This window comes from Hephaestia sp. MAHUQ-44, from assembly GCF_023806085.1.
In the GTDB taxonomy this organism is placed as follows: domain Bacteria; phylum Pseudomonadota; class Alphaproteobacteria; order Sphingomonadales; family Sphingomonadaceae; genus Sphingomonas.
This window is the reverse complement of record NZ_JAMSLX010000007.1, coordinates 139,867-165,664: the sequence shown is the minus strand read 5'-3', so window position 1 is coordinate 165,664 and position 25,798 is coordinate 139,867. Positions and strand designations below refer to the sequence as shown.

Sequence of the window (25,798 nt, the reverse complement as noted above, 5' to 3'; positions counted from 1 at the left end):
TCGAAGGGCGCGCCCAATGAGGAACGGTGCTTCGACAAGCTCAGCACGAACGGGCAGGAAGCGTCCTCGGCCTCAGCCGCCGCGGACTTGCCGCCAGGCCTCGGCGATTTCCTCGATATTGTCGGCGACCTCGAGGAACGGCGCGGGATCGTGGCCGAGGCTGGCGTTGATCACCGTCTGGCGCGCGCCCTGATAGAGCCGGGAGAGCGTTTGCGAGACCTCGCCGCCGCGTTCGAAATCGAGCCCCGATTCGAGCGCGAACAGGATCGCGATCGATCGCGTCGCCTTTTCGCTGCGCACGCGCAACTGGCGGTGCTCGGCGGCCCAGGCGGTGACCCGCAGCGCGCGCACGAGTTCCTCGTAGAGCAATTGCACGAGCGCGTGCGGATCGGCCTCACCGGTACGGCCGACGGCGTCGATCTGACGATAGGTCGCCTCGGGGTCGCGCCCGATCCTGCTGGCATAGGCGGCCACCGCGATCAGTCTTTCTTGTTCCAGGCGGCGATCTGCGCCTCGAGGAAGGTCTGGGTGGATTTATACGCCGCGACGCGCGCATCCATGCTCGCGAACTGCCGTGTCAGCCGGGTGGTCATCGCCTCGGCCTGATCCTCGATCCGAATCTGCTGGTCGGCGATCGCGGCAAGCGCCTTGTCGTAGGTGCTCTGGCTGGCAGCGAGGCCGTATTTCTTGTCGGCCGCCGCCTTGGCGATCGCATCGAGCGCGGCGGGCAGCCCGTCGCCGGTCGCCGCCTTGCCGGTCGCGAACATCGCCTCGATCGCGTCCGGGTTCGCCGCGAGCGCGCGCGACAAGCGGCCCGCATCGACGCTGAGCGTCCCGTCGCGGTTGGTGGTGACGCCGATCTCGGCCAGCGTGGTCGGCACGCCGGCAGCGGCGCCGGTGGTCAGCGGCGTCAGCGTCAGCGCGGCGAGCGACGTCTTGAGCGTGCGCGCCGCGCCGTCGCGCGCGAGCGTGCCCGAGATCGGATTGGTGTCTTCCTTCAACAGCGCGAGCATCTGATTATAGGTATCGACGAAATCGTGCACGACCTGTTCGAGGCTCGCGATCGGGCGTGTGCTGCCGATCGTCACCGGCGCGCCGGGGGTGGCGGCGAGCAGATCGATCTTCACGCCGGCGATCAGATCATCGACGCTGTTGGTGCTGCGCGAGACCGCGATGCCGTCGAGCAGCACCACCGCATCCTGCGCGGCGGTGCCGATCGTCGATCCGGCCGCCCCGACGCCGACGTTGAGCGCGGCGAGCGCGGGGTCCGATGCGCCGCTCGCGGTCAACGTGAACGCCTGTTCGGCACCGGTCGCGCTCTTGAGCATCAGCCGCGCGCCGCTCGCATCGGTGACGATGGTCGCGGTGATTCCTGCCTTGGCGGCGTTGATCGCGCTTGCGATCCCGTCGAGGCTGGCGTGATCGGCGTCGATCGCGATCTCGACCGAAGGCCGCGCCCCGGCGGTGAACCCCGTCATCGCCCCGCCCGCGACGGTCGCGGTGCCGAAGGTGAGCGTGAAGCTGCCGGTGCCGATCGGCGCGGCGCGATCGGCGACGGTCGCGGCAGCGCTGGTCTGCGCGGTGGCGAGTTGCCGGACCTCGATCGAGGCCGACAGCCCGGCGAGCTTGGCGCCCGATAGCGCGCTTACCGACAGCGCGCCGGAGTTCGAACTGGTCGGCTGGGTCGACAGCGAGCCGCTGCCGACGAGCGTCTTGAGCGACGACGAAAAGGTCTGGATGCCGCTGAGCAGCGCCGCCGCATCCGAAATCTGCGTGGTGAGCGCCGCGCTGCGGCTCGCAAGCTGGTCGCGCTTGACCGCATATTGCGCCGCGACCAGCGACGAGACGAGATTGGGCGTATCGATCCCCGAGCCGCTGTTGAGCGACGTCAGGATCTGCGACGTGGCCGAGGCCGCCGGGTTGGTCGCACTGGTCGTGGTCATCCGTGAGCCCCTTTCGCGCTACCCCACAGAGCGACCGCGCGGCGGAAATGTTTAGAGGTGTTTCGTTTATGTGGAAGGCGGCACCGGCCCGCTCCTAACCAACCTTCACGCCGTTCTCGTCGAAGCGTGCGCCCGGCGGCACGGTGACGGCGGGCGGGGTACCGCCGGCCTGGAGATTGAGGTTGAAGACGAAGGCCAGCACGGTCGCGATCGCCATGTAGAGATCGTCGCGGATCTCTTGGTTTTCCTGGCTGGTGTAATAAAGCGCGCGCGCCAGCGCCGGATATTCGAGCACCGGCACCCCCAGCTCCGTGGCGACCTCGCGGATCGCGAAGGCGGTGATGCCGCGGCCCTTGGCGACGACGACGGGCACCTGATCGGTCGCGCGTTCGTAGCGCAAGGCGACCGAGAAATGAGTCGGGTTGGTGAGCACGACATGCGCGCCCGCGACCGCCTGTTTGACCGAGCGTTTCGCCATCTGGCGCTGGCGTGCTCGCATCGCGCCCTTGGCCTCGGGCGAGCCTTCGCTTTCCTTGTGCTCGTCCTTGACCTCCTGCTTGCTCATCCGAAGCTTGCCGAGCAGGCGGACGATCTGGATCGGCACGTCGATCGCCGCGATCAGCGCCAGCCCGGCGGCCATCGCGAACATGATGCCGACCAGCGTCGAGCCGAGCGAGGCGACCGCGCGGTTGATGTCGGTGCTCGCCATGCCGATCGACCGGTCGCCGGCGGCGTTGAGCATGTACGCGCCGATCGCCGCGAGCAGCGCGACCTTGAGCAGCGACTTGCCGAGCTCGATCCAGCCTTGCGGCCCCAGCATCCGCTTGAGCCCCGCGAGCGGATTGACGCGCGACGCCTTGGGGGCCCACAAGCCGGGATTGAACTGGAACGCGCCGAGCCCGGCCTGGCTGGTGATGCCCGCCAGGACCGTGACCGCGAACAGAATGCCAAGCGACGGCACCAGCTTCCACCCCGCCTCGGCGAGCGCGCGGAAGGGCTCGAAATCCTCGACATCGCCACGCCCGAACTGGAAGCTGGCCGCCATCAGCGCCTTGCACGCATCGAGCAGCGAGCCCCCGAACAGCGCCATCCAGCCACACCCGGCAAGCACCACCAGCGCCGTCGCGAACTCGCGCGACTTGAGGATATTGCCTTCCTTCGCCGAATCGCGTTTGCGCTTGGGGGTTGGCGCTTCGGTCTTTTCGCCGAAATCCTCTGCCATCAGCCGAACACCAGATTCTGCGCGGCACGAAGCCCTTCGTCGACGATGACGATCATGTAATCGCCCATCGCGGGGAAGGCGATCGCGAGCGCGATCACGCCGACGCCGAGGCTCATCGGCAGCCCGATCGCGAACAGATTGAGCGCGGGCGCCGAGCGCGACAGCATCCCGACGATGAGGTTGAGGCACAACAGCAGAAAGCCGACCGGCAGCGCGAGCAGGAATCCTGCGGCAAAGGCGTAGCTGCCGAACAAGGCGATATCCCTGAAGCGTTCGGGCGCCATCCACGCGGCGCCGGGCGGCATCGCGTCATAGCTTTTCACCAGCATCTCGACGAGCACGAGGTGGCCGTTGACCGAGAGGAACAGCAAGGTCAGCATCGTCGAGAGGAAGTTGCTCAACGCCGCGCTCGAGCGGCCGGTCTGCGGATCGATCATCGACGCGAAACCGATCCCCATCGAATTGCCGATGATCTCGCCCGCGATCAGCGGCGCGGCAAAGGCGATCTGGAGGATGAAACCGATCGCAAGGCCGACCAGCGCCTCGGCCGCGATCGAGAGAAAGGTGGCGAGCGCGAACACCTCGGCGGGCGGCGTCACCGGATGCGCGCCGAGCACCAGTACCGCGATCGCGCCCGACAGCGCGACCCGCACCGGCAGCGGCACCGCGACCGCGCCGAACACCGGCGCCGCGACCAGCGCCGCGCCGATCCGTACCATGACGAAGATCAGCGACCAGAGCTGCGGCTCGATCGCAAGGCCGAAGCCGAGCATCCTAGATCCCCCGCCCGCTTGCGGGAGGAGTTAGGGGAGGGCGTGTTCCGAAAGGGACGGCTCCAACAAGCCCTCCCCCGACCCCTCCCGCGGGCGGGAGGGAAGAAGCGTGCGCACCCGCCATCGCTAGCGCACCAGATCCGGGATGCGATCGTAGATGCCGAGCGTGAAATCCCCCAGCAGCCCCATGATCATCCCGCCGAAGATCAGCACCGCCACCGCGGTAACGATCAGCTTGGGGATGAACGACAGGGTCTGTTCGTTGATCGAGGTCGCGGCCTGGATCATGCCGATCAGCAGCCCGGCCAGCAGGATCGGGATCAGGATCGGCGCGGCGGCGAGCGCCAGCACCCACATCGCCTCATGCGCGACCGTCAGGAAATAATCGGGGCCCATCGCTCAGGTCATGAACGAATTGGCGAGGCTGCCCATCGTCAGCGCCCAACCGTCGACGAGGACGAACAGCAGCAGCTTGAACGGCAGCGAGATGATGGTCGGCGACAGCATCATCATGCCCAGAGACATCAGCACCGTCGCGACGACGAGATCGATGACGATGAACGGCAGGAAGATCAGGAAGCCGATCTGGAACGCGGTCTTGAGTTCGCTGGTGACGAACGCGGGCAGCGCGACCGACCACGGCACGTCGGCGGGGCTCGCATAGGGGCCCGATTTGGCCATCTCGGCGAACATCGTGACATCCTTGGTGCGCGTCTGCTTCATCATGAAATCATGGAGCGGCACGCCGGCGGTCTTGATCATCTCGGTCGCGCCGATCTTGCCGGCGGAATAGGGCTCGATCGCATTGGTGTTCATCTGGCCGATCACCGGCGCCATCACGAAGAAGCTCAGGAACAGCGACAGCCCGATCAGCACCTGATTGGGCGGCGTCTGCTGGAGCCCCAGCGCCTGACGCAGGATCGAGAGCACGATGATGATCCGCGTGAAGCTGGTCATCATCAGCACGATGCCGGGCAGCACCGTGAGCAGCCCCATGATGATGAGGATCTGCAGGCTGAGTGCCATCGGCGCCTCGCCCCGCCCGCCATTCGAGGCGCTGCCGAGATCGCCGAGCGCGCGATCGATCGCATCGCCGACGCCGGGCGTCGCGGGTGCCTGTGCCACCGGCGCGGCGGGCGCAACTTGCGCGAACGCGGGCGCGGCGATGATCGCGACCAATGCGACCGCGAGCACGATCAGCACGAGCCGGCCGAGCGACAGTCCGCCCCCTCGCGGCTGCTGGCGCACGCGCGGCGGACTGAACAGCGCCGGTGTGTCGGCACGCAGGCGGCGGATCACCGGCTGGCTCACGAATTGCCCCGATCGATCAGACTGACGCCCCCGCGCCCCACCGAGACGAGCAGCTTGCGGCCTTCGAATTCGAGCACCGCGAGCTTGACCCCCGGCGAGATCATCATCGTTTCCCTGACCGCGAGCAGCCGGTTGGCGGGCTGGCCCGGCATCCGCGCCTCAAGCCGGCGCCAGAGATAGAGGCAGCCGATCATCAGCCCGCAGACGAGCGGCAGCAGGACGACCAGCTTGAGGATGTAGGACCACATCATCGCGGGGTTACGCCTTGTCGCGCTTTTCGGGGGAGACGAGTTCGGTCATGCGCACGCCGAAGCGCTCGCCCACCGTCACCACTTCACCCCGGCCGATCAGCGTGCCGTTGACGAACACGTCGAGCAGTTCGTTGGCCTGCCGATCGAGCTCGATTACGCTCGATTCGCCGAGCGCGAGCAACTCGCGCAGCGTGAGCTGGGTCGAGCCGATCTCGACCGTCAGCTTGACGTCGACGCCCTGGAGCAATTTGAAATTGGCGGCGACCGCGCCGTCGGCGGGGATTCCGCCGGTCATGTCGTTCATCGGAAGTCTTCCTCATGGATACGGACGATCGAATTGAGGCGAATCGCGGCGCGCCCGTTGGACGTGCCGACGGTGCCCGCGCCGAACCGGTCGGTGCCGATCATCACCGGCACTTCGGGGCCGAAGCTGATCGGGATGACATCGCCTTCCTTGAGCTCCATCAGCCGCGCGAGCGAGATGACGGGTTCGGCGAGCACCGAGCGGACCGGAAATTTCACGCCCATCACCGCGCGCGTCATGCCGCCGAGCCATTCGGGCTCGGGCTCGGCGCTCTTGGTGTGGACCTTGCCGGTGAGCGACAGCGTGTGCGGCTTCAACGCCGCGACCGGATAGACCAGATCGAGCCGGCGATGATCGCCCTCGCCCGCGGCGATGCCGAAGCGGGTGATCACCATCGCATCCTCGGCATCGAGATCGGGCAGCATCGAGGGATTGACCTCGACATTGCCCGCATCGAACCCGAGCCGCACCAGCGGTTCCCAGGCGATCGCCAGCGGCGCCGCGAGTTGCCGCGCGACGCGTGCCGCCATCATCTCCGCAGTGGCCGAAAATTCGTTGGGGATCGCACCCGGCACCACGCCGGGGCCGCCGAAGAAGCGATCGAGCATCTCCAGCACGAAGCCGGCATCGAGCACCGCGAGCGCGTGGCCGTTGCCCGGCGTCATCTTGAGCGGCACCCACGCCGTCAGCCCTTCGGGACGCTCGGCGCGGTAATCGCCGAAGCGCTGGACGACGAGCGGTTCGGCCCAGACGCGGGTTTCAGCGCGCAGCAGCGGCTCGAACACGCCGCGCAGCGACCGCGCCAGCCGCGCCGACAGATGCTGCATCGTATGCAGGTCGCCGAACGGATTGAGCTTGGCGGCGCCGAGCACGCGCGGGGGTTCCGCGCTGTCGCGGGGGCGGTTGCGCCGGTCGGCTGCCGCCGTGGTTGCTCGCTCGTTAACCATGACTCACTGAACAACGAAATTGGTAAAGTAGACGTTACCAATTCCCCCGAAGCCCTCTTTTTGTTTGAGCACATTGTTGATCGAGGCGACGATCCTGGTCTGGAGCCGCTTCTTGCCGTCGGAGGTGAACACGTCCTCTTCGGTGGCGTCGCCGAGCGTCATCAGCACCGCCGAACGCACCGCAATCTCGTGGGTGCGCAGGTTCTGGATCACGCGATCGTCGTAATGCGTGCCGACCGCGAGCCCGACCTGAATGTAATGCGAACTGTCCTGAAGGTTCGAGGTGAACTCTTTTTCGAGCGCGTAATAGGTCGAGGCATATTTATCGCCGCCGGCCCCGAGCGGGGTCGATTCGCCTGCGCCGCTTGCACGCGATTCGTCATGTCCCTCGCCATCGCCGCCGCCCGCCGGCGCGGCGCGCTTCTCCTGTGCCTTGGGCACGAGTTGCGGGCCGTTGGCGACCGCGGCCCCGCCGCCCCCGCCGACCAGCCCCGACGAGGCGGCGTACAGCCCCGCGCCGACGCCGCCGCCGACCAGCGCGACCAGCGCCACGCCCATCAGCAGCATCTTCTTCATCCCGCCCTTTTTCTTGCCCGTCGTTTCGGTGTCGTCGCTCATCGTTCAATCCTCGGTTCAGGCCAGGCGGCCGCTATGGGTAAGGGTGTCGTCATGGTCGGTCGCCGCCGCGCGGCGGGACCGAAGCGGTGCCGGCGCGGCGCCGGGCTGATGGGGCTGGCGCTCGCCGCCCGCGCCGGCATCGACCGACGCCTGCCCGAGCCGAAGCCCGCGCTGTTCGGCGAGTTCGGCCAGCCGGGGCTGCGCTTCCGCCAGCAGCGCGCGAGTCGCGGCGACATCGGCGGTAAAGCTGATGTGAACGACATCGCCGTCCTTGCGCATCGCCACGTCGATCTTGCCGAGCGCGTCGGGCGCGAGCTTGATCCGGGTGTCGGCGGCGTTGGTCATGTCGCGCACCTTCTCGATCCGATCGAGCAGCGCACGCGTCCAATCGTCGCGCCGCATGTCGAGCGGGGTGCGCGGCATCGCCAGCGCCTGTTCGACCGGCGCGGTGACGGAGCCCGCGGGATGGCTTGCGAGCAGCGGTGCCGTCGGTTCGGCGGCGTCGGTCGCCAGCCCGCGCGGCAAAACGGGCCCGATCGCGGCGGCCGCAACCGCGATGCGCGCGCCGGGCATGATGAGCGGCGGCGCGGCGGGCAAGGCCTGCTGGGCGACCGGCTGGATGGGCGCTCGATCGCGCGCGCGCGCCGGGTGGGGCGTGGAATCGGGGGCCGCCACGGGTGCTTGCTGTAAGATCGCGGCCGCGACAGTCGGGATGGGCGTACCCTTGGCGCCGTGGCCCGGCGGCATCGAGACGGGCACGACCGGCGCTTCGGGCTGCCCTGCGCGCAGCGGCGCGATCACCGACGGTGTGCGTGCGTCGAGAGAGTCGATGACGATCGCTGGCGGTGCGGCGGGCGCTGCACTGACGGGTGTCGCCGGCGCAGTGAACCGCTGGGGGCGGACGGCGCTGGTCACGGCGGGCGGTGGCGCCACCAGATCGAGCGTCTCGGTGATGGTCGGCGTGACCGCGACGAGCGGCACCGCCGGATCGGGCAACGGCGACGCATGCGCCGCGACGATCGAATCATGCGTGTCGCTGCCCACCAGCAGCTCGCCTGCCTCGCTTGCCTTCTTGCCGCTCATCGCGGCAGGAGCGGGTACCGAGACGACAGCGCCGGGTGCGTCCGACACGCCGCGCACGGCGGCGGGAGCCATGGGGGCCGCCGGGATCGGCAACGGCAGGGCCGCGATCACGCCTTTACGGGTTTGCGCGCGTGTGCCGGTCGGTATGGGTTGGCTGGTGGTATCCAACGCGTCGCGCGGCAACGGCGTGGTTTTTCCCGCGCCGGCCAGCAAGGCGGGCGGCTCCGCCGGTGTCGCGACCGTCGCTGGGGTGCCGTCCGCCGAAGGCGTGACCGGCAGCACCGATGGCGCAGAATCGATTGATAGCGTCGATAGCTCGGCCGGGTGCGCTGGCGGCGCGACCGGCACCGGCGCGTCGAGGACGGCTTCGATGACCGGTGCGGTGGCGATCGCGCCTGCCGGCCCGGCAACGACCGGCAAATCCTTGCCGGGCATGGCAGCAGGCTGCCGATCGGTGGGTGGGATCGGTGGCCCGGCGGGATCGCCCTGTACCGCCAGCAGCCCCGCAAACGCCGCCGCGAAATCGCCCGGCGATGCGAGCATCGCGGGGCTTCCCGGTATCTGAACCACGGTGGGAGGCAGGGCTGACGATAGCGAAAGCATGAGCGAGATGTTCCGTCCGGACTGGTACCGGACCGACACTCAGCAAGGATCGTGCCGGATCTTCCGAAGCGGTGGCGCTTCCTCGAGCGCGCGGATCGCCTTGAGCGCGGCGAGCGCATCGTCGCGCGCGATCAGCTTCTCGACCGCGCTCTGATCGCGCCTGGCCTGTTTGCGTGCCTCACCCGCGCGGTCGAGCACTGCCTGCGCCGCGCGCAACCGTTCATCGGCGGCGACGGCGGATTGGTGGAGCCGATCGCGGAAATGCGCCGCGGCGACGAACGACAACGCCGTCGACGCCGCCGCCTCGGCGGGGGCGACCCCTTCCGAAAGCTGTTCGATGCGGGTGCGCAATGTCGCTTCGCTATCGACGCGGGCCTGCGCGCGCGCCTCGTCCGCGCGCGACAGCCCAAGCTGGAGCGTGCGGACGCGCAGGATGCGATCGAGTTTGCGGGGCTGGGTCATCGTTTGGGTGCGGTGCGGCCTTCAGCAAAAATCATCCCGGCAACATCATCCATCGCCGAACACGCCGGTCAGTTCGGTAACCGACGCGTCGAGCGGGACAACCTCATCGGCGTCCTGGCGGATATATTCGATCACCGCCGGGTGGCACGCGATCGCAGCGTCGATCGCCGGATCGGCGCCCGCGCGATACGCACCCATCAGCACCAGATCGCGATTTTCCTCATAGGTCGCGAGATGCCGCCGCAGCACGCGTGCGGCCTGCACGTGATCGCGCGCGGCGATGTCGGTCATCACGCGGCTGACCGAGGGGCCGAGATCGATCGCGGGATAGACGCCGCGTTCGGCAAGCTGGCGCGACAGCACGATATGCCCGTCGAGGATCGAGCGCGCCGAATCGACGACCGGATCGTTGCCGTCATCGCCATCGGCAAGCACGGTGTAGATCGCGGTGATCGACCCGCCCGACGACACCGATGCGCCCGCACGTTCGATCAGATTGGGGAGCATCGCGATCGCGCTGGGCGGATAGCCGCGCGCGCTCGCCGGCTCGCCCAGCGCCAGCCCGATCTCGCGCCCGGCGTGCGCGACACGGGTCAGCGAATCCATGATGAGGAGCACCTTCTTGCCCTCGGCGCGGAACGCCTCGGCAATCGCGGTGGCACGCAGCGCGCCGCGAATGCGCAGCACCGGCGAATGGTTGGCGGGCACCGCCACCACCACCGAGCGCTTTCGCGCGTCGCCCGCGACCTTGGTTTCGAGAAAATCGGCAACTTCGCGCGAACGCTCGCCGATCAGCCCGATCACGACCACATCGGCCGCCGCCGCGCGCACGATCATCCCGAGCAGCACCGATTTGCCGACCCCCGAGCCGGCCATGATGCCGACGCGCTGGCCCTGGCCAATGGTCAGCAGGCCATTGATCGCACGCACGCCGACATCGAGCGACTGGAGCACGCGGCCGCGATCGAGCGGGTTCTGGAGCTTGCCGGCGAGCGGCCAATGCTGCGCACCGCGCACCGGGCCGAGCCCGTCGATCGGCTTGCCCGCGCCATCGACGACGCGGCCGAGCAAGGCGGCGCCGACCTCGGCCTCGCCGGGAGGCCCGAGCGGGCGCACCGGCGATTTGGGCAGCAGCGGCGCGGGGCCGCCGAGATTCATCAACAAGGTGCGGCCGTTGCGAAAGCCGATCACCTCGGCCTCGACGCGGCCCGCGCCGTTGTCGCCGCCGACCGCGCACACCGTGCCCACCGGAAGCTGAAGCCCGACGGCCTCCATCAGCAGCCCGTCGAACGAGGCGAGCCGCCCCGACACCTTGGGCCGCGGCGCGAAATCGGCGCTGCCGATCGTCGCGAGATAATCTTCGGAAAAACGGTTCAGCACAGCGGCGGCACCGCGACCTGATCGATCGCCTGAACGAGCTGTTCGAGCCACAGATCGGGGCCTTCCTCGACGATCGTCGAGGCCGATTCGAGCACGAAGCTGCCGCGCTTCACCTCGGCATCGCCCGCGGCGAAAATGGTGCCGGGCAATTTGCCGTCGAGCAGCGCGACATCGGCCGGGTTGACCCGGAGCAGCGCCGCTTCGGCGGCGTCGGCGAGCATATCGATCGCAGCCTCGATCCGCGCGGCGAGCAGCGTGGCGTCGATCTCGGTCTCGCCGACGATCCGGCGCACGAGCAACAACACGGTCTGGCGCAATTGCGCCGCCATCCGCTCACGATCGTAGCGATCGCCGGCGTTGAGCGCGGCGGCAATGCCCTCGACCAGCCCACGATCGCGCAGCGCCGCCTCGGCAGCCTCGGCGCGCGCGGCGGCCAGGCCCTCGGCATAGCCGGCGGCCTGGGCGGCGGCGACCGGATCGAGAAAGCCCGTGCTTTCCTGCTGGGTCGCATCGGGGTCGAACGGATCCCAGCCCTCGGTGGGGTTGGTGTCGGGATCGGCGGGCGCGAAATGTCTGGGTGTCGCCTCGGTCTTACCTTGCGGTGCGAAACCGACCGGGCCCTTGGGCCTGGCCTTGCCGCCCGCGCGCTGCTTGATGTCCGACGGCGCGAAATCCCGCGTGCGCGGCGCGAAAGCCTGCGCCAGGATGTGCGCCGCCAGTTCGTGGCGCGAGGCGAATCCGGCGGTGAATTCGGGCTGGGCGTCCGCCCGGCGTGCATCAGACATAATCGTCTTCGCCCCCGCCGAGCATGATCGTGCCGTCCTTGGCGAGCGCGCGCGCGATCTGGATCATCGTCTTTTGCGCCTCGAGCACTTCGGTGAGCCGCATCGGCCCGCGCGCTTCCATCTCGTCGCGGATGCCGTCGGCCGCGCGCTGCGACATGCAGCCGAGGAAGCGGTTGCGCACCCCCTCCTCGACGCCCTTGAGCGCCTTGGTGAGCACGTCGCCATCGACGTTGCGGATGAAGGTGCCGAGGTTCTTGTCGTCCATTTCGAGCAGATTTTCGAACACGAACATCGCTTCCTCGATCGCCTTGGCGGTCTCGCGATCGATCTTGGCCAGTTTGGGCATGACGCGTTCGCCGGTCGCCTTGCGCGCGCTCGACATAATCTTCGCCGCCTCGCGCGTGCCGCCGAGCATGAAGCCCGCCGTCTGCTGACGCGAGCTGGGCCGCACCGCGAGCAGCGCGTTGAGCATCTCGACCGCCTCAGGGGTGATCGACCCCAATCGCGCGATCCGGTGCATGATATCGGGCTGCACGCCATCGGGCAGCAATTCGAGCACCTTGGCACCGACCGCCGGATCGAGATTGGCGATCAGCAGCGCCGCAACCTGCGGATGCTCCTTTTCAATAATGCTCGCGATATCGGCCGGCTCGAGCCAGTCGAGCAGGTCGATCTGGCAGGCATCCTGCGTCGGGATGATGCGCGCGAGCACATTCTCGGCCTTTTCGGGGCCCAGCGCCCGCGTCATCATCGTTTCGATCTGCGGGCGCGGATCGAAACCGATCGCGGTCCGCTCGCGCGCCTTGGCGACGAAATCGTCGAGCACGGTCTCGACCTCGTCCTCGCGCACATCGGCGACCGCGAACATCGCGCTGCCGAGCTTGCGGACCTCTTCGGGTTCGAGCTTCTGGAGGATCGCCGCGGCTTCCTCCTCGCCGACGAGCATCATCAGCACCGCGGCGCGTTCGACCCCGGTATAGCTGCGTAGTGTGGTTTCCATCACTGTGCGTCCGCCTTGATCATGTCGCGCACGGCGAGCGCCGCGCGGGTAGGATTGTCACGCGTGAAGCCCCGCACCAGCCCGACGCGATCGTCATAGCCACGGCTGCTTTCGAGCATGTCGATGCTCACCTCGGCCCCCGGCGTGTGCGGCGCGCCCTGCGGATTGCCCATCGGGCGACCCAGCGCGGCGCGCACGCCGGCCTCGTCGCGCTTCTTGAGCAAGGTCCGCGCGAGCGGGCGGACGCCAAGGATCAGCACCAGCAGCGCGATCAGGATCGCGGTGGCGTTGCGCACCACCATCGGCAGCCACCCGGCTTCGTACCAGGGCTGGCCCGCCGCCAGATCGGGCACGCCGGCGAAGCTGCGGCTGATGACGGTGACCTGATCGCTGCGATTGGCGTCGAAGCCCACCGCTGCCTTCACGAGTTGCTCGATCTGCGCGATCTCGGCATTGCCGCGCGGCTTGCCCTCGGGCTGGCGCAGCAGCACCGCGACCGACAGCCGCTTGATCTCGCCGGGCGCCTGGCGCGTCACCGAAACCTCTTTGCCGAGCGCATAATCGCGCGAATAATTGTCGCTCGCCTTCATCGCATCGGGCATCGGCCCGGCCCCCGGGGCGGCGGTGGCCACGGCTGCCGGCGCGGGCGCCCCGGCAGCGGGCGCGGCGGCGGCGGGTTGCGGCACGGCGACCGTGCTGGCGGGCGGCGGGGTGTTGGAGAGCGCACCGGGAATACCACCGGCGGCCTGCGGGCCGTTGCCGCTCGCCGTCGTCCAATTCCCCTGTTCGGCGCGCAACGCCCCGTCCTTGTAGCTTTCGCTCGCGGCCTGCGTTTCATCGAGATTGACCTCGGCCTGCACCTCGGTCGAAAAGTTGTCCGCGCCGACCAGCGGCGTCAGCAACTGCGCGAGCTGCTGACGGTATTTGTCCTCGACGCGTTGCTGGAAGGCAATCCGTTCGTTGCCCTCTGCGGTTGACGATCGGCCGCCATCGGGCTTGGTGAGCAAGGCGCCCATCTGATCGACGACGGTCACCGCATCGGGCTTCATCCCCGGCACCGACGAGGCGACGAGGTTGACCACCGAGCGCACCTGCGCGTCCGACAGCGCGCGGCCGGGCTGGAGCTTGAGGATCACCGATGCCGATGGTGCCGCCTGATCGCGCACGAACACCGAATGTTCGGGCATCGCGAGATGGACACGCGCCTCGGCGACGGCGTCGATCTCCTCGATCGATTGCGCCATTTCGGTCTCGCGCGCCTGCCGCATCCGTTCGCCTTCGACCGCGCGGCTGACCCCCATCGGCAGATTATCGAGGATGGCGTAGCCGCCGGGCGCCGATTTGGGCAGATTCTGGCTCGCAAGCAGCATCCGCGCGCGGTTGTAATCGTCATTGGCGACGGTGACCGCGCCGGTGCCGTTGTCGATATGGCTGGTGATCCTGGCCTGATCGAGCGCCTGCACCACCGCGGCCTTGTCAGCATCGGGAAGCCCCGCGAACAAGGTCCGCTGCGGCGGCGTCGACAGCATCATCCAGGCGAGCCCGGCCGCGGCGATCAGCCCGATCATCAGGATCAGCGGCAAGCTGCGCTTGACGGCAGGCTGCGCCAACAGCCCGCCGATCTGCTTCAGCGGGTTGGCGAAACGCTCGGGCAAGGCGGGCGCGGCGGCGGGGGTGATGGCTGTGTTCATGGGTTACACCGGCATGCTCATGATGTCCTTGTAGGCGGACAACAGCTTGTTTCTGACCTGCAGCGTCGCCTCGAACCCCACCGAGGCCTGCTGGCGCGCCAGCATGACCTTGGCGATGTCGATCGTTTCACCGCGTTCGTAACTTTCCGAAAGCGCACTGGCCTGCTGCTGCTGGCTGTTGACGCTCTGGAGCGCGTCTTCGAGCGTGGCCGCAAAGCTGGTCGGGCGTGCCGCCGTGGCGGGCGTCGGCGCGGCAATCGCGCCTGCCGAACCGGCTCGCTGGAGCGCCTCGTTGCGTTCGAGGATTTGCGCGCGCAACGCCATCACGCGATCGATCGCACCACCGCCACCGGCAGCGCCGATTCCGCCGACGCCGCTCATGCCGACGCCACCCGGGCGATGTCCTCACCCTGTTCGCGGGCCTTGGCGAGGCGATAACGCAGCGTGCGTTCCGAAATCCCGAGCTTGCGCGCGGTTTCCATCCGGCTGCCTCCACAGGCGCGCAGCGTTTCGCGGATATGCGCGAATTCGCTCATCTGGACGATGTTGCTGAGCGTTTCGGATGCGACATCGGATGGCGCCGACACAGCCGACGGCACCATCGGCACCGGGGCGGCGCGATCGAACACGATATGGCTTTCGTCGATCGTGTCGTCGGTGGCGAACAGCAACGCACGCTGGATGACGTTCTCGAGCTCGCGGACATTACCCGGCCAATCGTGCGCCGCCAGCTTCGCGATCGCTGCGGCATCGGGCCAGGGCAGGGCGGCGCGCGTGCCGGCGTGGCGCAGGATCAGCGCTGCCGCGAGCGCGGGGATGTCTTGCGGGCGCTCGGCCAGCGGGCGCGTCGCGAGCGGGAAAACGCTGAGCCGGTAGTAAAGATCGGCGCGGAAGCGCCCCGCGGCGACTTCATCCTGAAGATCGCGGTTGGCGCAGGCGATGACGCGCACGTCGATCTTCTCGGGCGTGGTCGCGCCGATCGGAATGACCTCGCGCTCCTGGAGCGCGCGCAGCAGCTTGGCCTGCAGCGTCAGCGGCATCTCGGACACTTCGTCGAGCAGCAGCGTGCCGCCGTCGGCGGCGCGGAAAAAACCCTCGCCGCCCGACGAGGCGCCGGTGAAGGCGCCCTTCTGGTGGCCGAACAGCAGAGCTTCGAGCATGGTTTCGGGCAGCGCCGCGCAATTGATCGCGATGAAGGGGCCGTTGCGGCGGGCCGACCGCAGATGGATCGTGCGTGCCAGCACTTCCTTGCCGGTGCCGGTGGGGCCGTTGATCAACACCGTGATATCGGCGGCGGCGACACGATCGGCGAGCGCATAGAGCGCGAGGCTCTCGGGATCAGCCGCGGTTGGCGCTTCGGGGCCGGCGAGCAGGGCACGGGCGAAGGCATTGCCGATCGCCGCATCGTCGCTGCCATAACCGATCCGGGCCGGGCCGCCATCGTGCGCAGGCTGAAAATACCGCCCCTCGGCGGCCATCACCAGCGTCCGCGCCGGGACCGGCGGGGTTTCGCCCTCGGCGACCAGGAACACCGAATCGGGGCCCGGGATATCGCTACCAAGCGTGTGGATCGGTGCCCCCTGCGCGCGCAGCGAAGAGAGGAGTGCGTATTTCTGTTCGCACACGGCAGCGGATGGAAAAAGCGGACGCATCAAGAATTCCCCCTTGCCCAGCGTCATGCCCGATTGTTGGTAAACGGATCGTTAAGCACGGTGCCAAAATCGAAAAAATGTACATGCCGCCAACCGGATGCGCGCGCGCCCGTCGAAATTCATCCCGCGTGGCCGCGCGCGCCGGAGCCCGCCGAACCGGTCGCCGCCACGCCATGCGACGAACCGATTCCAAGGGGGCCTAAAGCTTGTTCGTCGACGGTCGTTTACTGGTTTGGCGGCTCGGCCCTCCGCCGAAAAGGGGGCGGCGGGGATCGCCAGGCAATACGGAGATCGGACAATGACTGTTATCGGAACCAATATCGGAGCGCTCCGCGCGGCCAACGCGTCGACGACGGCGAACGCCTCGCTCCAGCAGAGCATGCAGCGCCTGTCGACCGGCAAGCGCATCAACTCGGCCAAGGACGACGCGGCCGGCCTCGCCATCGCGGCGTCGATGACCTCGCAGATCCGCGGCATGAACCAGGGCGTGCGCAACGCCAATGACGGCATCTCGATGGCGCAGACCGCCGAAGGCGCGCTCGACGAAGTGACCAACATGCTCCAGCGTATTCGCGAGCTGGCGGTCCAGGCGTCGAATGGCACCTATTCGACCGACGACCTGACCAACATCAAGGCCGAGGTCACCGAGCTGCAGGCGCAGATCACCAGCATCAAATCCAACACCGAGTTCAACGGCATCAAGCTGTTCGACGGCACCGCCGGCACCTCGGGCACGGTCACGGTGCAGGTCGGCGCCAATGCCGCCGACACGGTCGATCTCTCATTCACCGAGATTGATCTCGACGACGCCGTCGCATCGACGCTGTTCGACGACCCGTCAGCCGCGCTCGCGACGCTGACGACCGCGATCAACACGGTTTCGACCGCCCGCGCCACGCTCGGTGCCGGCCAGAGCCGCCTGACCTCGGTGGTCAACAACCTGACGTCGAACGCCACCAACCTGACCGATGCGCGCAGCCGTATCGAGGATACGGACTTCTCGGCCGAGACGACCAACCTCGCCAAGGCGCAGATCCTGTCGCAGGCATCGACCGCGATGCTCGCCCAGGCGAACCAGAGCCAGCAGAACGTCCTGACGCTGCTGCGCTAAGCCGGATTCAGCGTAGCTGAACCGGGTGCGGCACCGGCCCGCTCCCCCACCCGGCCACCCATAGAATACTGCCGTTGGGTGGTCGGGTGGGGGAGCGGGCCGGCACCGCCTCCACGAAGTGGAGCAAGCCCAAGTAAGCGTACGGCCCCGGCGCCGCCCCCCTTCAAGGGTGCAGGGGCCGACCGGCTCTCCCGTGATGCGGGAGCGCGAAAAGAAACCCCGGTGGCGTCCGCGCCGCCGGGGTTTTGTTTATGTCCCATTTGCGTCACCCCAGCGAAGGCTGGGGTCTCGCCTCTCAGCCAAGACGATCGTACAGATCACACCATTCGGGATTCATCTCTTCGATGAGCCGAATCTTCCAGACACGCTTCCATGCCTTGAGGGCCTTCTCGCGTGTGATTGCTTCTTCGACGGAGTCGTGGCGCTCCGCGAGCACGAGCATTTTCAGCCCGTATTTCCGACAGAATGCCGCACCGCTATCGTTGCGATGCTGGTGGACGCGCGCCGCCAGATGGGCAGTCACGCCGATATAGAGAACGCCGCGCGGCTTGTTCGTCATAATGTAGGTCCAGCCGCCCCGCGTCATCGCGAGAGCGTAGCTCAAGAACCGTGAGATGCCGGCCTGCGCTGGCATGACGGCTATGAGGTAGCGTTCAAACCCGCGCGGCAAGCGCCCTTTTCAGCTTCGCGTGCGCGGCGGATTTGATCTGGCAGACGCGCGCGGCGCCGACACCGAGCACCTGGCCGATCTCCTCGAGGTTCAGTTCCTCGACATAATAAAGCTGCACCACCTGCGCCTCACGCTCGGGCAGCCCCGCGATCGCGGCCGCCAGCGCGTCGCGCAGATCGGCATCGGCGAGCTGCGCGAAAGCATCGGGCTCGTCGCTGGCGAACCGCGGCGCCTCGTCCGAATAGACCTCGTCGATCGTCTCGAAACGCAGCGGCTCCGCCGTGGCGTATTCGGCGCGCAATTTCTCGATCGACACGCCGAGGCGTTCGGCGATCGCGGCCTCGTCGGGCGCGTTGCCGCTCTGGTCGGTGAGCGCGGCGATCGCATCGTTATAATGGCGGCGGCGTTTCATCGCCCCGCGCGTCAGCGTTGCCTGGCGGCGCAGCTCGTCGATCATCGCCCCGCGCACGCGCGTGGCAAGATATTGCTCGAAGGTGACCTGCCCGCGCTCCTCGAACGCGGTCGCCGCCTCGACCAGCGCGACAAGCCCGATCTGGATCAGATCCTCGACCTCGACGATGCTGCTCATCGTGCCGTGGATGTGCCACGCGATCCGCCGCACCAGCGGCAGATGCTTGCGCGCGAGGCCTTCCATCGCGGTGCGGTTCGCCCCATCGCGCGCATAAGTTAGCGGCGCGGGTGCGGGTGACGGCGTGTGGAACGCACGGTTCATCGCCTGCGCGTTCATGCCGCAAGCGCCTCGGGCGCGCCGATCACGGCGACGACCTCAACCGATTTGTCTTCGGGCACCTCGAAAAAGCTCAGCACCGGCGTATCGGGCAGGCAGGTCTTGACCAGCTTGCGGATCGCGACGCGGATCGCGGGCTGGACGACGAGCGCGAACGGCTTCGCCTCGGCGATCAACGGTTGCGCCGCGCGCTGGAGCGCGTCGACGATCCGCCGCCCGAGATCGGGCTCGATCGTGTGGCGCTGCGCCGGATCGCCGCGCACGGCTTGTCCGAGCAGCCCTTCGAGCTGGCCTTCGAGCGTCATCACGCGCAGCGGTTCGTTGACGGTGCACAGCCGCTGGATGATCAGCGCGCCGAGTTCGGGCCGGATCAGCTCGATGATCTCCTCGGCATTCAGCGTCTTCTGCGCGGCGACCGAGATCGCGCTGGCGATGCGGCGAAATTCCTTCAACGAGATGTTCTCCGCGAGCAGCCCGCGCAGCACCTGCGTCAACGCGGTGAGCGGCAACGGCTGCGGCGAGAGGGACGCGACCAATTGCGCGGCGTGCTCCTTCAGCCCGTCGAGCAGGCTCTGGACCTCGTCGGGGCCGAGCAGTTCGGACGAATGTTGCGCGAGCTTGTGGTTGAGATGGGTCGCGATCACCGTGCCGGGATCGACGACGAGATAGCCCTGCCCGGTTGCGGCATCGGCATCGCCGGGCGCGATCCAGATGGCGTCGAGCCCGAACGTCGGGTCCTTGGCCTTCTTGCCGCCGAGCGGGCCGACCGCCTGCCCGGTATCGAGCGCGAGCATTTCATCGGGCGAGACGCTGTCTTCGCCGACGACGACGCCGCCGACGAGGATGCGATAGGCATAAGGCTGCATGTTGATGTCGTCGCGCACGCGCACCTGCGACACGACGAAGCCAAGTTCTTTCGAGAGCTGGCGCCGGACGCCGGTGATCCGGCCCATCAACGGTGCGCCGCGGCGCTCGTCGACCAGCGGCACCAGGCCGTAACCGATGTCGAGATTGACCTGCATCGTATCGGTGACTTCCTCCCAGCCGATCCGCGCGAGATCGACCGGCTCGGCGTCGGGCGTGTCCGTCAGCACCGGGCGTTTGGCGTTGCGGTTGATCCGCCATGCGAACGCGCCGGCGGCGATCGCCGCGGGCAGGATCACGAGATGCGGCATTCCCGGCAGCACCCCGAGCAGGGCGAGGATCACCGCGACCGGGGTCCAGGTGCGCGCCGAGCCGAACTGGGTGCCGATCTGGCCGGCGAGATCCTGGTTCGAGGTGACGCGGGTGACGATCGCGGCGGCGGCGATCGACAGCATCAGCGCCGGGATCTGCGCGACCAGCGCATCGCCGATCGCGAGCAGCAGATAGGCGCGCGCGGCGTCGCCCATCGACAGCCCGTGGCTGACGGTGCCGAGGATCAGCCCGCCGATGATGTTGACCCCGAGGATCAGCAGCGCAGCGATCGCATCGCCCTTTACGAATTTGGACGACCCATCCATCGAGCCGTAGAAATCGGCCTCGGTCGAGACTTCGACGCGGCGCGCCTTGGCCTCGTCCGGCGTCAGCAGCCCGGCGTTGAGATCAGCGTCGATCGCCATCTGCTTGCCGGGCAGCGCATCGAGCGTGAAGCGCGCCGACACTTCGGACACGCGGCCCGCGCCCTTGGTGACGACGATCATGTTGATGATGACGAGGATCGCGAACACGAACAGGCCGACGACGTAATCGCCGCCGATCATGAAGGTGCCGAACGCCTCGATGACATGGCCCGCCGCCGCCTCGCCTTCGTGCCCGTGGACGAGCACGACGCGCGTCGAGGCGACGTTGAGCCCCAGCCGGAACAGCGTCGCGAACAGCAGCACCGTCGGGAAAGCCGAGAAATCGAGCGGCTTTTGCGCGTTCAAGGCGACCATCAGCACCGCAAGGCTGATCGTGATGTTCATGATGAAGAACACGTCGAGCATCGCCGCCGGGATCGGCACGACCATGAGCAACACGAGCAGCAGCGTGCCGACCGGCAGCGCGGCGTTACGAAAGATCGGGGCCATGTTCCCCCGTGAGAGCGCGAATGCAGCCACCGATCAGCCCCCCATGCTCGCGAGCATCATATAAGCGAGCCGTGCGGTCCGGGGCGTCGGGCGCAGCAGATTGGCGTCGGCGAGCTGCGTCTTGCCGTTCAACCGATCGAGCGTGGCGGCGGCCCATTGCACCGCGTCATCGGCCGCAACACCGTTACCGGTGATCACGGTGGAATCGCCCCCCAGCCCGAGCGCGCGCACCTGCGCGGCAAAACCGTCGCCGACCGAATCGGACGCGCGCCCGGTGCCGCCGACCGCGGCGGCACCGCGATCGAGCTTGGCGGCGAAGCGCTGATAGATGTCGGCCATCGAGCGCTGATGGCCGTCGGCGGTATAGAAGACGCCGCGATTGGCGCGCGCCGCCGCCGGAAACAGGCTCGCCGCGCCGCGATCGGGATCGCTCGCCATCGTCGCCAGGAAATTGCGCGCACCGCCGAGGCCGAGGAAGTGCGCCATATAAAGATCGGTGCCCGTCGCCGGCCGGCCGAGCACGCCTTCGAGCGCGGTCTTGTTGTCCGACGCATGTTCGGCCGCCATCAGCGACGCGATCGTCGGATCGTTGCGCAGGCCCAGGATCGCCTGGCGGGTCGCGCCATCGGCTACGGTCAGTCGTCCGCCGGCTTCCGAGATGCTGTCGGCCGCCCAGCCCAGCCCGTGTTCGGCGCCGTGCTGCTTGACCACCGCGAGCCAGCTTTGTTCGATGAACTGATAGAGCCCGGTCGCGCTCGACGTGCCGGCGCGCGCATGGGGGCGCAGCCCGCTTTCGACCTGCGCCTGCCCCAGCAGATAGTTGAAATCGATTCCGGTTTTGCGGCTGGCCAGCGCAATCGCCGACTGGACGCTGCCCGTGGGCGGTATCGAAGGAACGCTCATCAGATTCTGACTGCCTTGTCGCTATCGCGAACAAGATCAGCAAGGATCGTGCCAGAACCTCGAAAGCGTCATCCCCGCGGGTGGCCGGAGTCTTAAACGGTCAAAACCCCGGCCTCGCCGGGGAGGACAGCCTTACGCGCAGGCGTAGGCGCCCGGGCCGGGACCATAGGCATTGCCGGTGGTGCCGGCCAATTGTTGCAGGCGGCGGCGAACATTTGCCGTCATCAGATTGACGTAGATCCGGCAGGTCTCGTTGAGGCGGTTGGCCTCTTCGGCCAGTTCGCGGATTTCGGCGCTGGGCGGCGCCTGATCGTCATTGGCGGCGATGACCTCGATCCCCGACAGCTTGTCGCGGGTCGCGCGCTCGAGCGCGGCGATGTCGTTCGCCTTGAGCGCCGCGATTTCGGCATGAAGGCAATCGATCACGCGGATCAGGGCGTCACGCCGGGTCATTGGCCATTCCAGTCGTTGCGCATCGCGAGCAGCCGATCGGCAATCGCATCGGGCGCGACCGCAAAGCTGCCGTCGGCGATCGCCTGACGAAAGCGCGCGACGCGATCGGCATCGACCGGGGCATTGGCCGCCATGTCGTGCGCAAGGCTGGCGATCGCGGAGCGGACCGTCTCATCGGCGCTGCCGACGCTCGACCCCGCCGGGCGCACCGGGGCCGCCTTCGTCAGCGGCGCGAGGCCGTTGACGGGCAAAACCGGTTTGGAACCGACAGGAGCAATCATCTTAGTGCAGCCTTCTGTTATGCCGACATCGCATTCAACGACCGTGCCGCCGAATGCTTTAGCGTATTTTTCGCACCGTCAATCCGCCCAGCCCGGCAAGGTCGCGCGGCCGGGCTCGATCGCGATCGCCTGGAAGGGCGTTTTGTCGCCATCGCCCTTGGCCATGAAGCGTTCACCGGGCGCGGCATTGCCCATCGCAATCGCTTCCCGCGAGATCGAAAAGCCGGGCGTGCCCGCCGCGACCACGATCGGATCGCCGCGCTTGATCACCGGCGCCTGCTTGACGACGGGTGCTACGGGCACGGGCGCACTCACCGCGGCGATGGCCACCGGCGCATTGCGCTGGACGGGCACGAAGATGCGCCAATCGGGGCCCGAGCACGCGACCACCACGGCATCGTGCCGATCGGTGCGCCACGACAGCGCGACGGTGGGGCATTGCGCGAGCTTGAGCCGCTTGTCGACGGGTGCGCGCGCGCCGCCATCCTCGCCGACGCCGTGGCCGGTGAACGAGGCGACCGCGCGATCGAGCGCGGCGGTATCCTGGAAATCGGCGGCAGCAGCAGGCGCGGCGATAAGCAGCGCGGGCACGATCAGGCGAAACATGATGGTCTCCCTTGGGCTGGAACGGGTCATGAAGGGTCTCCGGCAAAGCCGAGCGTGACGAGCACCTGGCGGCGGCCCTGACCGGGTCGGTCGGGGGCGTTGACGATCGTCATCCGGCCGGGCGCGACGCGCGCGCGGGCGAGCGCGGCGGCGACCGCGCGGGCGCGATCGGCCGCGAGCACCGCGCCGCTGCCGGTGGCGGCATCGACATCGGCGGCGCTGCCATCGACGCTGCCCGCGATCCTAAGCGTGACGCGCGGATCACCGGTCGCGGCGCGCGCCCAGGCGACAAGGCCATCGGGCGCCCCCGGCAGCGTGGCTGAACCGGGTGCGAAATTGAGCATCGCGGCGGCGGCAACGGGCATCGGATCGGGTGCGGCCGGCGCGGGCGCGGCGCCAAAGCCTTCGCGAAAGCCGTTGGCGAGCGCGCGCTTGTCGAGATTCTGCGTCGCCTGCACGAACACGAAGAAGCCGACCAGCAGCAGGCCGAGATCGGCGAGCGTGGTCAGCCAGATCGGCCGCGCGGCGCGATCGGGGGCATGGGTGGCGATCATGCCGCGGCCTCGCTGGGCACGGCGCGCAGCCGCGGGCGTTCGCGCTCGGCGAGGCTGATCAGCGGCGCGTCGATCCGGCTGCGTTCGTTCGCCTCGATGCACGCGGCGCGGCGCAACCGCGCGGCAACCGGCATCGCGACCAGGCTGGCAAGGACCGCGCCATAGAGCGTGGTGAGCAGCGCGATCGCCATCGCGCCGCCGATCGATTGCGGATCGTCCATCGCGGTGAACATGCCGACCAGCCCGATCAGCGTGCCGATCATCCCCATCGCGGGCGCGAGCTCGGCGGCGGCGGCCCACACATCGGCGGCGGTGGCGTGGCGTTCGTCGCGGGTCGTGCGCTGCTCGGTGAGGAGTGCGGCGATCTCGTCGGGCCCGGCGCCATCGACGATCGCGGCGACCGCGACCGCGACATCGGGATCGCGGATCACCGAGCGATCGAGCGCGATCACGCCGTGGCGCTGCGCGATCCGCCCCAGCGAGGCGATCTGCGCGAGCAGCCCGGTGGCGTCGAAGCGGCGGCGGAACAGGATGCGCAACGCCGACAGCGCCCGCACCAGATCGCGACGCGGCGTCCTCAGGATCGTGCCGAGCGCGGTGCCGCCGACGACGATCGCGATCGCGCTCGGATCGAGATAGGCGCCCAGCATCGGGGTGAAGGTGAGGGTGGTGCTCATCGTTGCTCCTTGCATTGCGCGGGAGCGTTGCAAGCCTCGCGCCAAACCGGGCAGCCGCGCGATGCCGCGCATCGCACCCGTGGAATCGGCAACGGCGCGGCGCGGGCTTGCCGCCGACCGGCAACATCTTGCCGCCCACCGTGCCATCTTGCCGCCCACCGTGCCGCAAACCCGCAAAGCACCGCCCCCGAGCCGCCTTCGCGCAATTGGCACGCACCTTGCTGGAAAGGGGGCGGACATATTCGCGCAACGGGGACACCCATGGCAAACGACACTCTTTTCGGCGTTCACGCAGCAGCGCTCGAAGTGCGTTCGAAGCGCATGGGGCTGCTCGCCTCGAACATCGCCAACGTCTCGACGCCCGGCTTCAAGGCGCGCGACGTGGATTTCCAGACCGCGCTCGCCGCCGTCGAGCAGACCGGCAGCCCGGCAGCGTTTGATGGCGCGCTCAAATATCGCGTGCCGCTGGAGCCATCGCTCGACGGCAACACCGTCGACCTGTCGACCGAGCAGACCGCGTTCGCGGAGAATGCCGTCCAGTATCAGACGACGCTGTCGTTCCTGAACGGGCGGCTCTCCACGATCTCGCGCGCGCTCAGGGGAGAATAAGCCATGGCCGATTCTCCGCTCACCATCTTCCAGGTCGCCGGCCGCGCGATGTCCGCGCAGCTCGTGCGGATGAACACGACCGCGTCGAACCTCGCCAATGCCGGCGGCATCGCATCGAGCGCCGACGCCGCGTACAAGACGATCAAGCCCGTCTTCCGTACCCAATATGACAATGCCACCGGCCTTGCGACGGTGAATGTCGAGCGGATCGTCAGCGCGGGCGAGGCGCCCACCAGGCGCTACGACCCCACCAACCCGATGGCGGATGCCGACGGCAACATCTGGGAAAGCGCGGTCGATGAGACGCGCGAGCTGGTCGACATGATGGAGACCGCGCGCAGCTACCAGAACAATGTCGAGGTCATGCAGACCGCCAAGTCGCTGATCCTCGACACCCTCAAGCTCGGACGCTGATCATGACCACCGCTTTCGATTCGACGCTCGCCAGCCTCGGCATCGGCCGGACCAATTCGGGCAATGCGGCTGCGGTGCAGACGCGCCAGCAGCAGCAGACGCTCGACCAGTCCGACTTCCTCCAGCTGATGACCGCGCAGCTCAAGAACCAGGATCCGTTCAGCCCCGTCGACAACACGCAGATGGTCGCCCAGATGGCGCAATTCTCAAGCGTCGCGGGCATCGCCGAGATGAACACGACGCTCAAGGCGATCTCGGACAAGCTTGCCGGCAGCTCGACCAGCGACGCGCTCTCCTATGTCGGCCGCACCGTGCTGACGCCGGGCCATGTCGCTTACGGGCGCACCGATGGCGGCATCGCCGGCGCGGTCGAGCTTGGCGACGACGCCACCGACGTGGTGGTGACGATCGCCAATGCCGATGGCGAGGTGCTCAGGAGCGTCTCGCTCGGCGCACAGCACAAGGGCACCGTCGCCTTCGACTGGGACGGCACCACCGAAACCGGTGAAGCCGCCGGCGACGGGCCGTTCCTCGTGACCGCGATGGCGATCAACGGCAGCGCCGAAATCGCCAGCCAACCGCTCGTCTGGGCGCCGGTCGCGGCGGTGTCGCTGCCCGCCACCGGCCAGCCCCTCCTCACACTGCCGGGCCTCGGCTCGGTTCCCGTTTCCGATATCCGCCAGGTCGGCTGATCCC

The 25,798-nt window shown here is 68.2% G+C and carries 31 protein-coding genes; 4 read left to right on the top strand and 27 right to left on the bottom strand.

The window, feature by feature from the left end:
- Positions 1 to 72: 72 nt before the first annotated feature.
- From NFE57_RS09900 to NFE57_RS09815, 18 genes are all read right to left on the bottom strand, one after another.
- On the bottom strand, positions 73 to 474 hold the full coding sequence (locus NFE57_RS09900; RefSeq protein WP_252135410.1) for a flagellar export chaperone FliS: 402 nt from the start codon (positions 472 to 474) through the stop codon (positions 73 to 75).
- A gap of 5 nt (positions 475 to 479) precedes the next feature.
- Positions 480 to 1,943 carry a flagellar filament capping protein FliD gene (gene fliD / locus NFE57_RS09895; protein ID WP_252135409.1) on the bottom strand — a complete coding sequence of 488 codons (1,464 nt, stop codon included), beginning with the start codon at positions 1,941 to 1,943 and terminating at the stop codon, positions 480 to 482.
- Positions 1,944 to 2,037: 94 nt separating this feature from the next.
- On the bottom strand, positions 2,038 to 3,165 hold the full coding sequence (locus NFE57_RS09890) for an EscU/YscU/HrcU family type III secretion system export apparatus switch protein (RefSeq protein WP_252135408.1): 1,128 nt from the start codon (positions 3,163 to 3,165) through the stop codon (positions 2,038 to 2,040).
- Positions 3,165 to 3,938, bottom strand: coding sequence for a flagellar biosynthetic protein FliR (gene fliR, locus NFE57_RS09885; protein WP_252135407.1), 774 nt, complete (start codon positions 3,936 to 3,938; stop codon positions 3,165 to 3,167). Before fliR ends, NFE57_RS09890 begins: the two co-directional genes overlap by 1 nt.
- Before the next feature lie 126 nt (positions 3,939 to 4,064).
- The gene (locus NFE57_RS09880) at positions 4,065 to 4,334 is read right to left on the bottom strand and encodes a flagellar biosynthetic protein FliQ (RefSeq protein WP_252135406.1); all 270 of its coding nucleotides are present in this window, start codon (positions 4,332 to 4,334) and stop codon (positions 4,065 to 4,067) included.
- 3 nt (positions 4,335 to 4,337) lie between these two features.
- Positions 4,338 to 5,249 carry a flagellar type III secretion system pore protein FliP gene (gene fliP, locus NFE57_RS09875; RefSeq protein ID WP_382280231.1) on the bottom strand — a complete coding sequence of 304 codons (912 nt, stop codon included), beginning with the start codon at positions 5,247 to 5,249 and terminating at the stop codon, positions 4,338 to 4,340.
- The gene (locus NFE57_RS09870) at positions 5,246 to 5,500 is read right to left on the bottom strand and encodes a flagellar biosynthetic protein FliO (RefSeq protein WP_252135405.1); all 255 of its coding nucleotides are present in this window, start codon (positions 5,498 to 5,500) and stop codon (positions 5,246 to 5,248) included. The genes fliP and NFE57_RS09870 overlap by 4 nt, the downstream gene beginning before the upstream one ends.
- 7 nt (positions 5,501 to 5,507) lie before the next feature.
- Positions 5,508 to 5,804, bottom strand: coding sequence for a flagellar motor switch protein FliN (gene fliN / locus NFE57_RS09865; protein WP_252135404.1), 297 nt, complete (start codon positions 5,802 to 5,804; stop codon positions 5,508 to 5,510).
- Positions 5,801 to 6,751 (bottom strand): flagellar motor switch protein FliM, encoded by a 951-nt coding sequence (locus NFE57_RS09860; protein ID WP_252135403.1) that lies wholly within the window; start codon positions 6,749 to 6,751, stop codon positions 5,801 to 5,803. The genes fliN and NFE57_RS09860 overlap by 4 nt, the downstream gene beginning before the upstream one ends.
- A 3-nt stretch (positions 6,752 to 6,754) precedes the next feature.
- Entirely contained in the window at positions 6,755 to 7,369 is a 615-nt protein-coding gene (locus tag NFE57_RS09855) for a flagellar basal body-associated FliL family protein (protein ID WP_252135402.1), read from the bottom strand.
- A gap of 15 nt (positions 7,370 to 7,384) precedes the next feature.
- The gene (locus NFE57_RS09850) at positions 7,385 to 8,995 is read right to left on the bottom strand and encodes a flagellar hook-length control protein FliK (RefSeq protein WP_252135401.1); all 1,611 of its coding nucleotides are present in this window, start codon (positions 8,993 to 8,995) and stop codon (positions 7,385 to 7,387) included.
- A 99-nt stretch (positions 8,996 to 9,094) separates the two neighbouring features.
- Entirely contained in the window at positions 9,095 to 9,517 is a 423-nt protein-coding gene (locus NFE57_RS09845) for a hypothetical protein (RefSeq protein WP_252135400.1), read from the bottom strand.
- Between the two features lie 45 nt (positions 9,518 to 9,562).
- The gene (locus tag NFE57_RS09840) at positions 9,563 to 10,897 is read right to left on the bottom strand and encodes a FliI/YscN family ATPase (RefSeq protein ID WP_252135399.1); all 1,335 of its coding nucleotides are present in this window, start codon (positions 10,895 to 10,897) and stop codon (positions 9,563 to 9,565) included.
- Positions 10,891 to 11,682, bottom strand: a complete 792-nt coding sequence (locus NFE57_RS09835; protein WP_252135398.1) for a FliH/SctL family protein — start codon at positions 11,680 to 11,682, stop codon at positions 10,891 to 10,893. Before NFE57_RS09835 ends, NFE57_RS09840 begins: the two co-directional genes overlap by 7 nt.
- A complete protein-coding gene (fliG, locus tag NFE57_RS09830) occupies positions 11,675 to 12,682 on the bottom strand; it encodes a flagellar motor switch protein FliG (protein WP_252135445.1) in 1,008 nt (335 codons plus the stop codon). Before fliG ends, NFE57_RS09835 begins: the two co-directional genes overlap by 8 nt.
- Positions 12,682 to 14,373 carry a flagellar basal-body MS-ring/collar protein FliF gene (fliF, locus tag NFE57_RS09825; RefSeq protein ID WP_252135397.1) on the bottom strand — a complete coding sequence of 564 codons (1,692 nt, stop codon included), beginning with the start codon at positions 14,371 to 14,373 and terminating at the stop codon, positions 12,682 to 12,684. Before fliF ends, fliG begins: the two co-directional genes overlap by 1 nt.
- Positions 14,374 to 14,376: 3 nt before the next feature.
- The gene (gene fliE / locus NFE57_RS09820; protein ID WP_252135396.1) at positions 14,377 to 14,754 is read right to left on the bottom strand and encodes a flagellar hook-basal body complex protein FliE; all 378 of its coding nucleotides are present in this window, start codon (positions 14,752 to 14,754) and stop codon (positions 14,377 to 14,379) included.
- The gene (locus tag NFE57_RS09815) at positions 14,751 to 16,025 is read right to left on the bottom strand and encodes a sigma-54 interaction domain-containing protein (RefSeq protein WP_252135395.1); all 1,275 of its coding nucleotides are present in this window, start codon (positions 16,023 to 16,025) and stop codon (positions 14,751 to 14,753) included. Before NFE57_RS09815 ends, fliE begins: the two co-directional genes overlap by 4 nt.
- A gap of 298 nt (positions 16,026 to 16,323) precedes the next feature.
- Here NFE57_RS09815 and NFE57_RS09810 point away from each other — a divergent pair, with 298 nt between their 5' ends.
- Entirely contained in the window at positions 16,324 to 17,136 is an 813-nt protein-coding gene (locus NFE57_RS09810; RefSeq protein WP_252135394.1) for a flagellin N-terminal helical domain-containing protein, read from the top strand.
- A gap of 295 nt (positions 17,137 to 17,431) precedes the next feature.
- Here the strand turns inward: NFE57_RS09810 and NFE57_RS09805 are convergent, their stop codons facing one another.
- The 9 genes from NFE57_RS09805 to NFE57_RS09765 all read right to left on the bottom strand — a co-directional run bounded on the left by NFE57_RS09805 (position 17,432) and on the right by NFE57_RS09765 (position 24,079).
- Positions 17,432 to 17,722, bottom strand: a complete 291-nt coding sequence (locus NFE57_RS09805; protein ID WP_252135444.1) for a GIY-YIG nuclease family protein — start codon at positions 17,720 to 17,722, stop codon at positions 17,432 to 17,434.
- Positions 17,723 to 17,789: 67 nt separating this feature from the next.
- Positions 17,790 to 18,554, bottom strand: a complete 765-nt coding sequence (locus tag NFE57_RS09800) for a FliA/WhiG family RNA polymerase sigma factor (protein WP_252135393.1) — start codon at positions 18,552 to 18,554, stop codon at positions 17,790 to 17,792.
- Positions 18,551 to 20,605 (bottom strand): flagellar biosynthesis protein FlhA, encoded by a 2,055-nt coding sequence (gene flhA / locus NFE57_RS09795; protein WP_252135392.1) that lies wholly within the window; start codon positions 20,603 to 20,605, stop codon positions 18,551 to 18,553. Before flhA ends, NFE57_RS09800 begins: the two co-directional genes overlap by 4 nt.
- Before the next feature lie 33 nt (positions 20,606 to 20,638).
- Complete coding sequence (locus NFE57_RS09790; protein ID WP_252135391.1) at positions 20,639 to 21,508, bottom strand: lysozyme family protein; 870 nt, start codon at positions 21,506 to 21,508, stop codon at positions 20,639 to 20,641.
- A 132-nt stretch (positions 21,509 to 21,640) separates the two neighbouring features.
- The gene (locus NFE57_RS09785) at positions 21,641 to 21,961 is read right to left on the bottom strand and encodes a flagellar protein FlgN (RefSeq protein WP_252135390.1); all 321 of its coding nucleotides are present in this window, start codon (positions 21,959 to 21,961) and stop codon (positions 21,641 to 21,643) included.
- The gene (gene flgM, locus NFE57_RS09780; protein WP_252135389.1) at positions 21,958 to 22,242 is read right to left on the bottom strand and encodes a flagellar biosynthesis anti-sigma factor FlgM; all 285 of its coding nucleotides are present in this window, start codon (positions 22,240 to 22,242) and stop codon (positions 21,958 to 21,960) included. Before flgM ends, NFE57_RS09785 begins: the two co-directional genes overlap by 4 nt.
- Positions 22,243 to 22,320: 78 nt before the next feature.
- The gene (locus NFE57_RS09775; RefSeq protein ID WP_252135388.1) at positions 22,321 to 22,848 is read right to left on the bottom strand and encodes a hypothetical protein; all 528 of its coding nucleotides are present in this window, start codon (positions 22,846 to 22,848) and stop codon (positions 22,321 to 22,323) included.
- A gap of 26 nt (positions 22,849 to 22,874) precedes the next feature.
- Positions 22,875 to 23,402: a flagellar motor protein MotB gene (locus NFE57_RS09770; protein ID WP_252135387.1), complete on the bottom strand. Its 528-nt coding sequence runs from the start codon at positions 23,400 to 23,402 to the stop codon at positions 22,875 to 22,877.
- On the bottom strand, positions 23,399 to 24,079 hold the full coding sequence (locus NFE57_RS09765) for a motility protein A (protein WP_252135386.1): 681 nt from the start codon (positions 24,077 to 24,079) through the stop codon (positions 23,399 to 23,401). The genes NFE57_RS09770 and NFE57_RS09765 overlap by 4 nt, the downstream gene beginning before the upstream one ends.
- A gap of 261 nt (positions 24,080 to 24,340) precedes the next feature.
- On the opposite strand from NFE57_RS09765, the gene NFE57_RS09760 reads away from it, so the two are divergent.
- From NFE57_RS09760 to NFE57_RS09750, 3 genes are read left to right on the top strand one after another with little or no spacing between them, the layout of a single operon-like run.
- On the top strand, positions 24,341 to 24,688 hold the full coding sequence (locus tag NFE57_RS09760) for a flagellar basal body rod protein FlgB (RefSeq protein ID WP_252135385.1): 348 nt from the start codon (positions 24,341 to 24,343) through the stop codon (positions 24,686 to 24,688).
- Between the two features lie 3 nt (positions 24,689 to 24,691).
- Positions 24,692 to 25,102: a flagellar basal body rod protein FlgC gene (gene flgC, locus NFE57_RS09755; protein WP_252135384.1), complete on the top strand. Its 411-nt coding sequence runs from the start codon at positions 24,692 to 24,694 to the stop codon at positions 25,100 to 25,102.
- Between the two features lie 2 nt (positions 25,103 to 25,104).
- Positions 25,105 to 25,794: a flagellar hook assembly protein FlgD gene (locus NFE57_RS09750; protein WP_252135383.1), complete on the top strand. Its 690-nt coding sequence runs from the start codon at positions 25,105 to 25,107 to the stop codon at positions 25,792 to 25,794.
- Positions 25,795 to 25,798 lie beyond the last annotated feature (4 nt).

What these genes read in the sequence shown, in the direction of transcription:
- NFE57_RS09800 (WP_252135393.1), bottom strand. Translation starts at nt 18,554, where the DNA reads ATGAACGCGCAGGCGATGAACCGTGCGTTCCACACGCCGTCACCCGCA.
- NFE57_RS09880 (WP_252135406.1), bottom strand. Translation starts at nt 4,334, where the DNA reads ATGGGCCCCGATTATTTCCTGACGGTCGCGCATGAGGCGATGTGGGTG.
- NFE57_RS09760 (WP_252135385.1), top strand. Translation starts at nt 24,341, where the DNA reads ATGGCAAACGACACTCTTTTCGGCGTTCACGCAGCAGCGCTCGAAGTG.
- NFE57_RS09810 (WP_252135394.1), top strand. Translation starts at nt 16,324, where the DNA reads ATGACTGTTATCGGAACCAATATCGGAGCGCTCCGCGCGGCCAACGCG.
- NFE57_RS09835 (WP_252135398.1), bottom strand. Translation starts at nt 11,682, where the DNA reads ATGTCTGATGCACGCCGGGCGGACGCCCAGCCCGAATTCACCGCCGGA.
- NFE57_RS09790 (WP_252135391.1), bottom strand. Translation starts at nt 21,508, where the DNA reads ATGAGCGTTCCTTCGATACCGCCCACGGGCAGCGTCCAGTCGGCGATT.
- NFE57_RS09845 (WP_252135400.1), bottom strand. Translation starts at nt 9,517, where the DNA reads ATGACCCAGCCCCGCAAACTCGATCGCATCCTGCGCGTCCGCACGCTC.
- flhA (WP_252135392.1), bottom strand. Translation starts at nt 20,605, where the DNA reads ATGGCCCCGATCTTTCGTAACGCCGCGCTGCCGGTCGGCACGCTGCTG.
- flgC (WP_252135384.1), top strand. Translation starts at nt 24,692, where the DNA reads ATGGCCGATTCTCCGCTCACCATCTTCCAGGTCGCCGGCCGCGCGATG.
- NFE57_RS09855 (WP_252135402.1), bottom strand. Translation starts at nt 7,369, where the DNA reads ATGAGCGACGACACCGAAACGACGGGCAAGAAAAAGGGCGGGATGAAG.
- fliD (WP_252135409.1), bottom strand. Translation starts at nt 1,943, where the DNA reads ATGACCACGACCAGTGCGACCAACCCGGCGGCCTCGGCCACGTCGCAG.
- flgM (WP_252135389.1), bottom strand. Translation starts at nt 22,242, where the DNA reads ATGATTGCTCCTGTCGGTTCCAAACCGGTTTTGCCCGTCAACGGCCTC.
- fliN (WP_252135404.1), bottom strand. Translation starts at nt 5,804, where the DNA reads ATGAACGACATGACCGGCGGAATCCCCGCCGACGGCGCGGTCGCCGCC.
- fliR (WP_252135407.1), bottom strand. Translation starts at nt 3,938, where the DNA reads ATGCTCGGCTTCGGCCTTGCGATCGAGCCGCAGCTCTGGTCGCTGATC.
- fliG (WP_252135445.1), bottom strand. Translation starts at nt 12,682, where the DNA reads ATGGAAACCACACTACGCAGCTATACCGGGGTCGAACGCGCCGCGGTG.
- fliE (WP_252135396.1), bottom strand. Translation starts at nt 14,754, where the DNA reads ATGAGCGGCGTCGGCGGAATCGGCGCTGCCGGTGGCGGTGGTGCGATC.
- NFE57_RS09765 (WP_252135386.1), bottom strand. Translation starts at nt 24,079, where the DNA reads ATGAGCACCACCCTCACCTTCACCCCGATGCTGGGCGCCTATCTCGAT.
- NFE57_RS09860 (WP_252135403.1), bottom strand. Translation starts at nt 6,751, where the DNA reads ATGGTTAACGAGCGAGCAACCACGGCGGCAGCCGACCGGCGCAACCGC.
- NFE57_RS09870 (WP_252135405.1), bottom strand. Translation starts at nt 5,500, where the DNA reads ATGATGTGGTCCTACATCCTCAAGCTGGTCGTCCTGCTGCCGCTCGTC.
- NFE57_RS09770 (WP_252135387.1), bottom strand. Translation starts at nt 23,402, where the DNA reads ATGATCGCCACCCATGCCCCCGATCGCGCCGCGCGGCCGATCTGGCTG.
- fliF (WP_252135397.1), bottom strand. Translation starts at nt 14,373, where the DNA reads ATGAACACAGCCATCACCCCCGCCGCCGCGCCCGCCTTGCCCGAGCGT.
- NFE57_RS09850 (WP_252135401.1), bottom strand. Translation starts at nt 8,995, where the DNA reads ATGCTCGCATCGCCGGGCGATTTCGCGGCGGCGTTTGCGGGGCTGCTG.
- NFE57_RS09750 (WP_252135383.1), top strand. Translation starts at nt 25,105, where the DNA reads ATGACCACCGCTTTCGATTCGACGCTCGCCAGCCTCGGCATCGGCCGG.
- NFE57_RS09890 (WP_252135408.1), bottom strand. Translation starts at nt 3,165, where the DNA reads ATGGCAGAGGATTTCGGCGAAAAGACCGAAGCGCCAACCCCCAAGCGC.
- NFE57_RS09815 (WP_252135395.1), bottom strand. Translation starts at nt 16,025, where the DNA reads ATGCGTCCGCTTTTTCCATCCGCTGCCGTGTGCGAACAGAAATACGCA.
- NFE57_RS09785 (WP_252135390.1), bottom strand. Translation starts at nt 21,961, where the DNA reads ATGACCCGGCGTGACGCCCTGATCCGCGTGATCGATTGCCTTCATGCC.
- NFE57_RS09805 (WP_252135444.1), bottom strand. Translation starts at nt 17,722, where the DNA reads ATGACGCGGGGCGGCTGGACCTACATTATGACGAACAAGCCGCGCGGC.
- NFE57_RS09775 (WP_252135388.1), bottom strand. Translation starts at nt 22,848, where the DNA reads ATGTTTCGCCTGATCGTGCCCGCGCTGCTTATCGCCGCGCCTGCTGCT.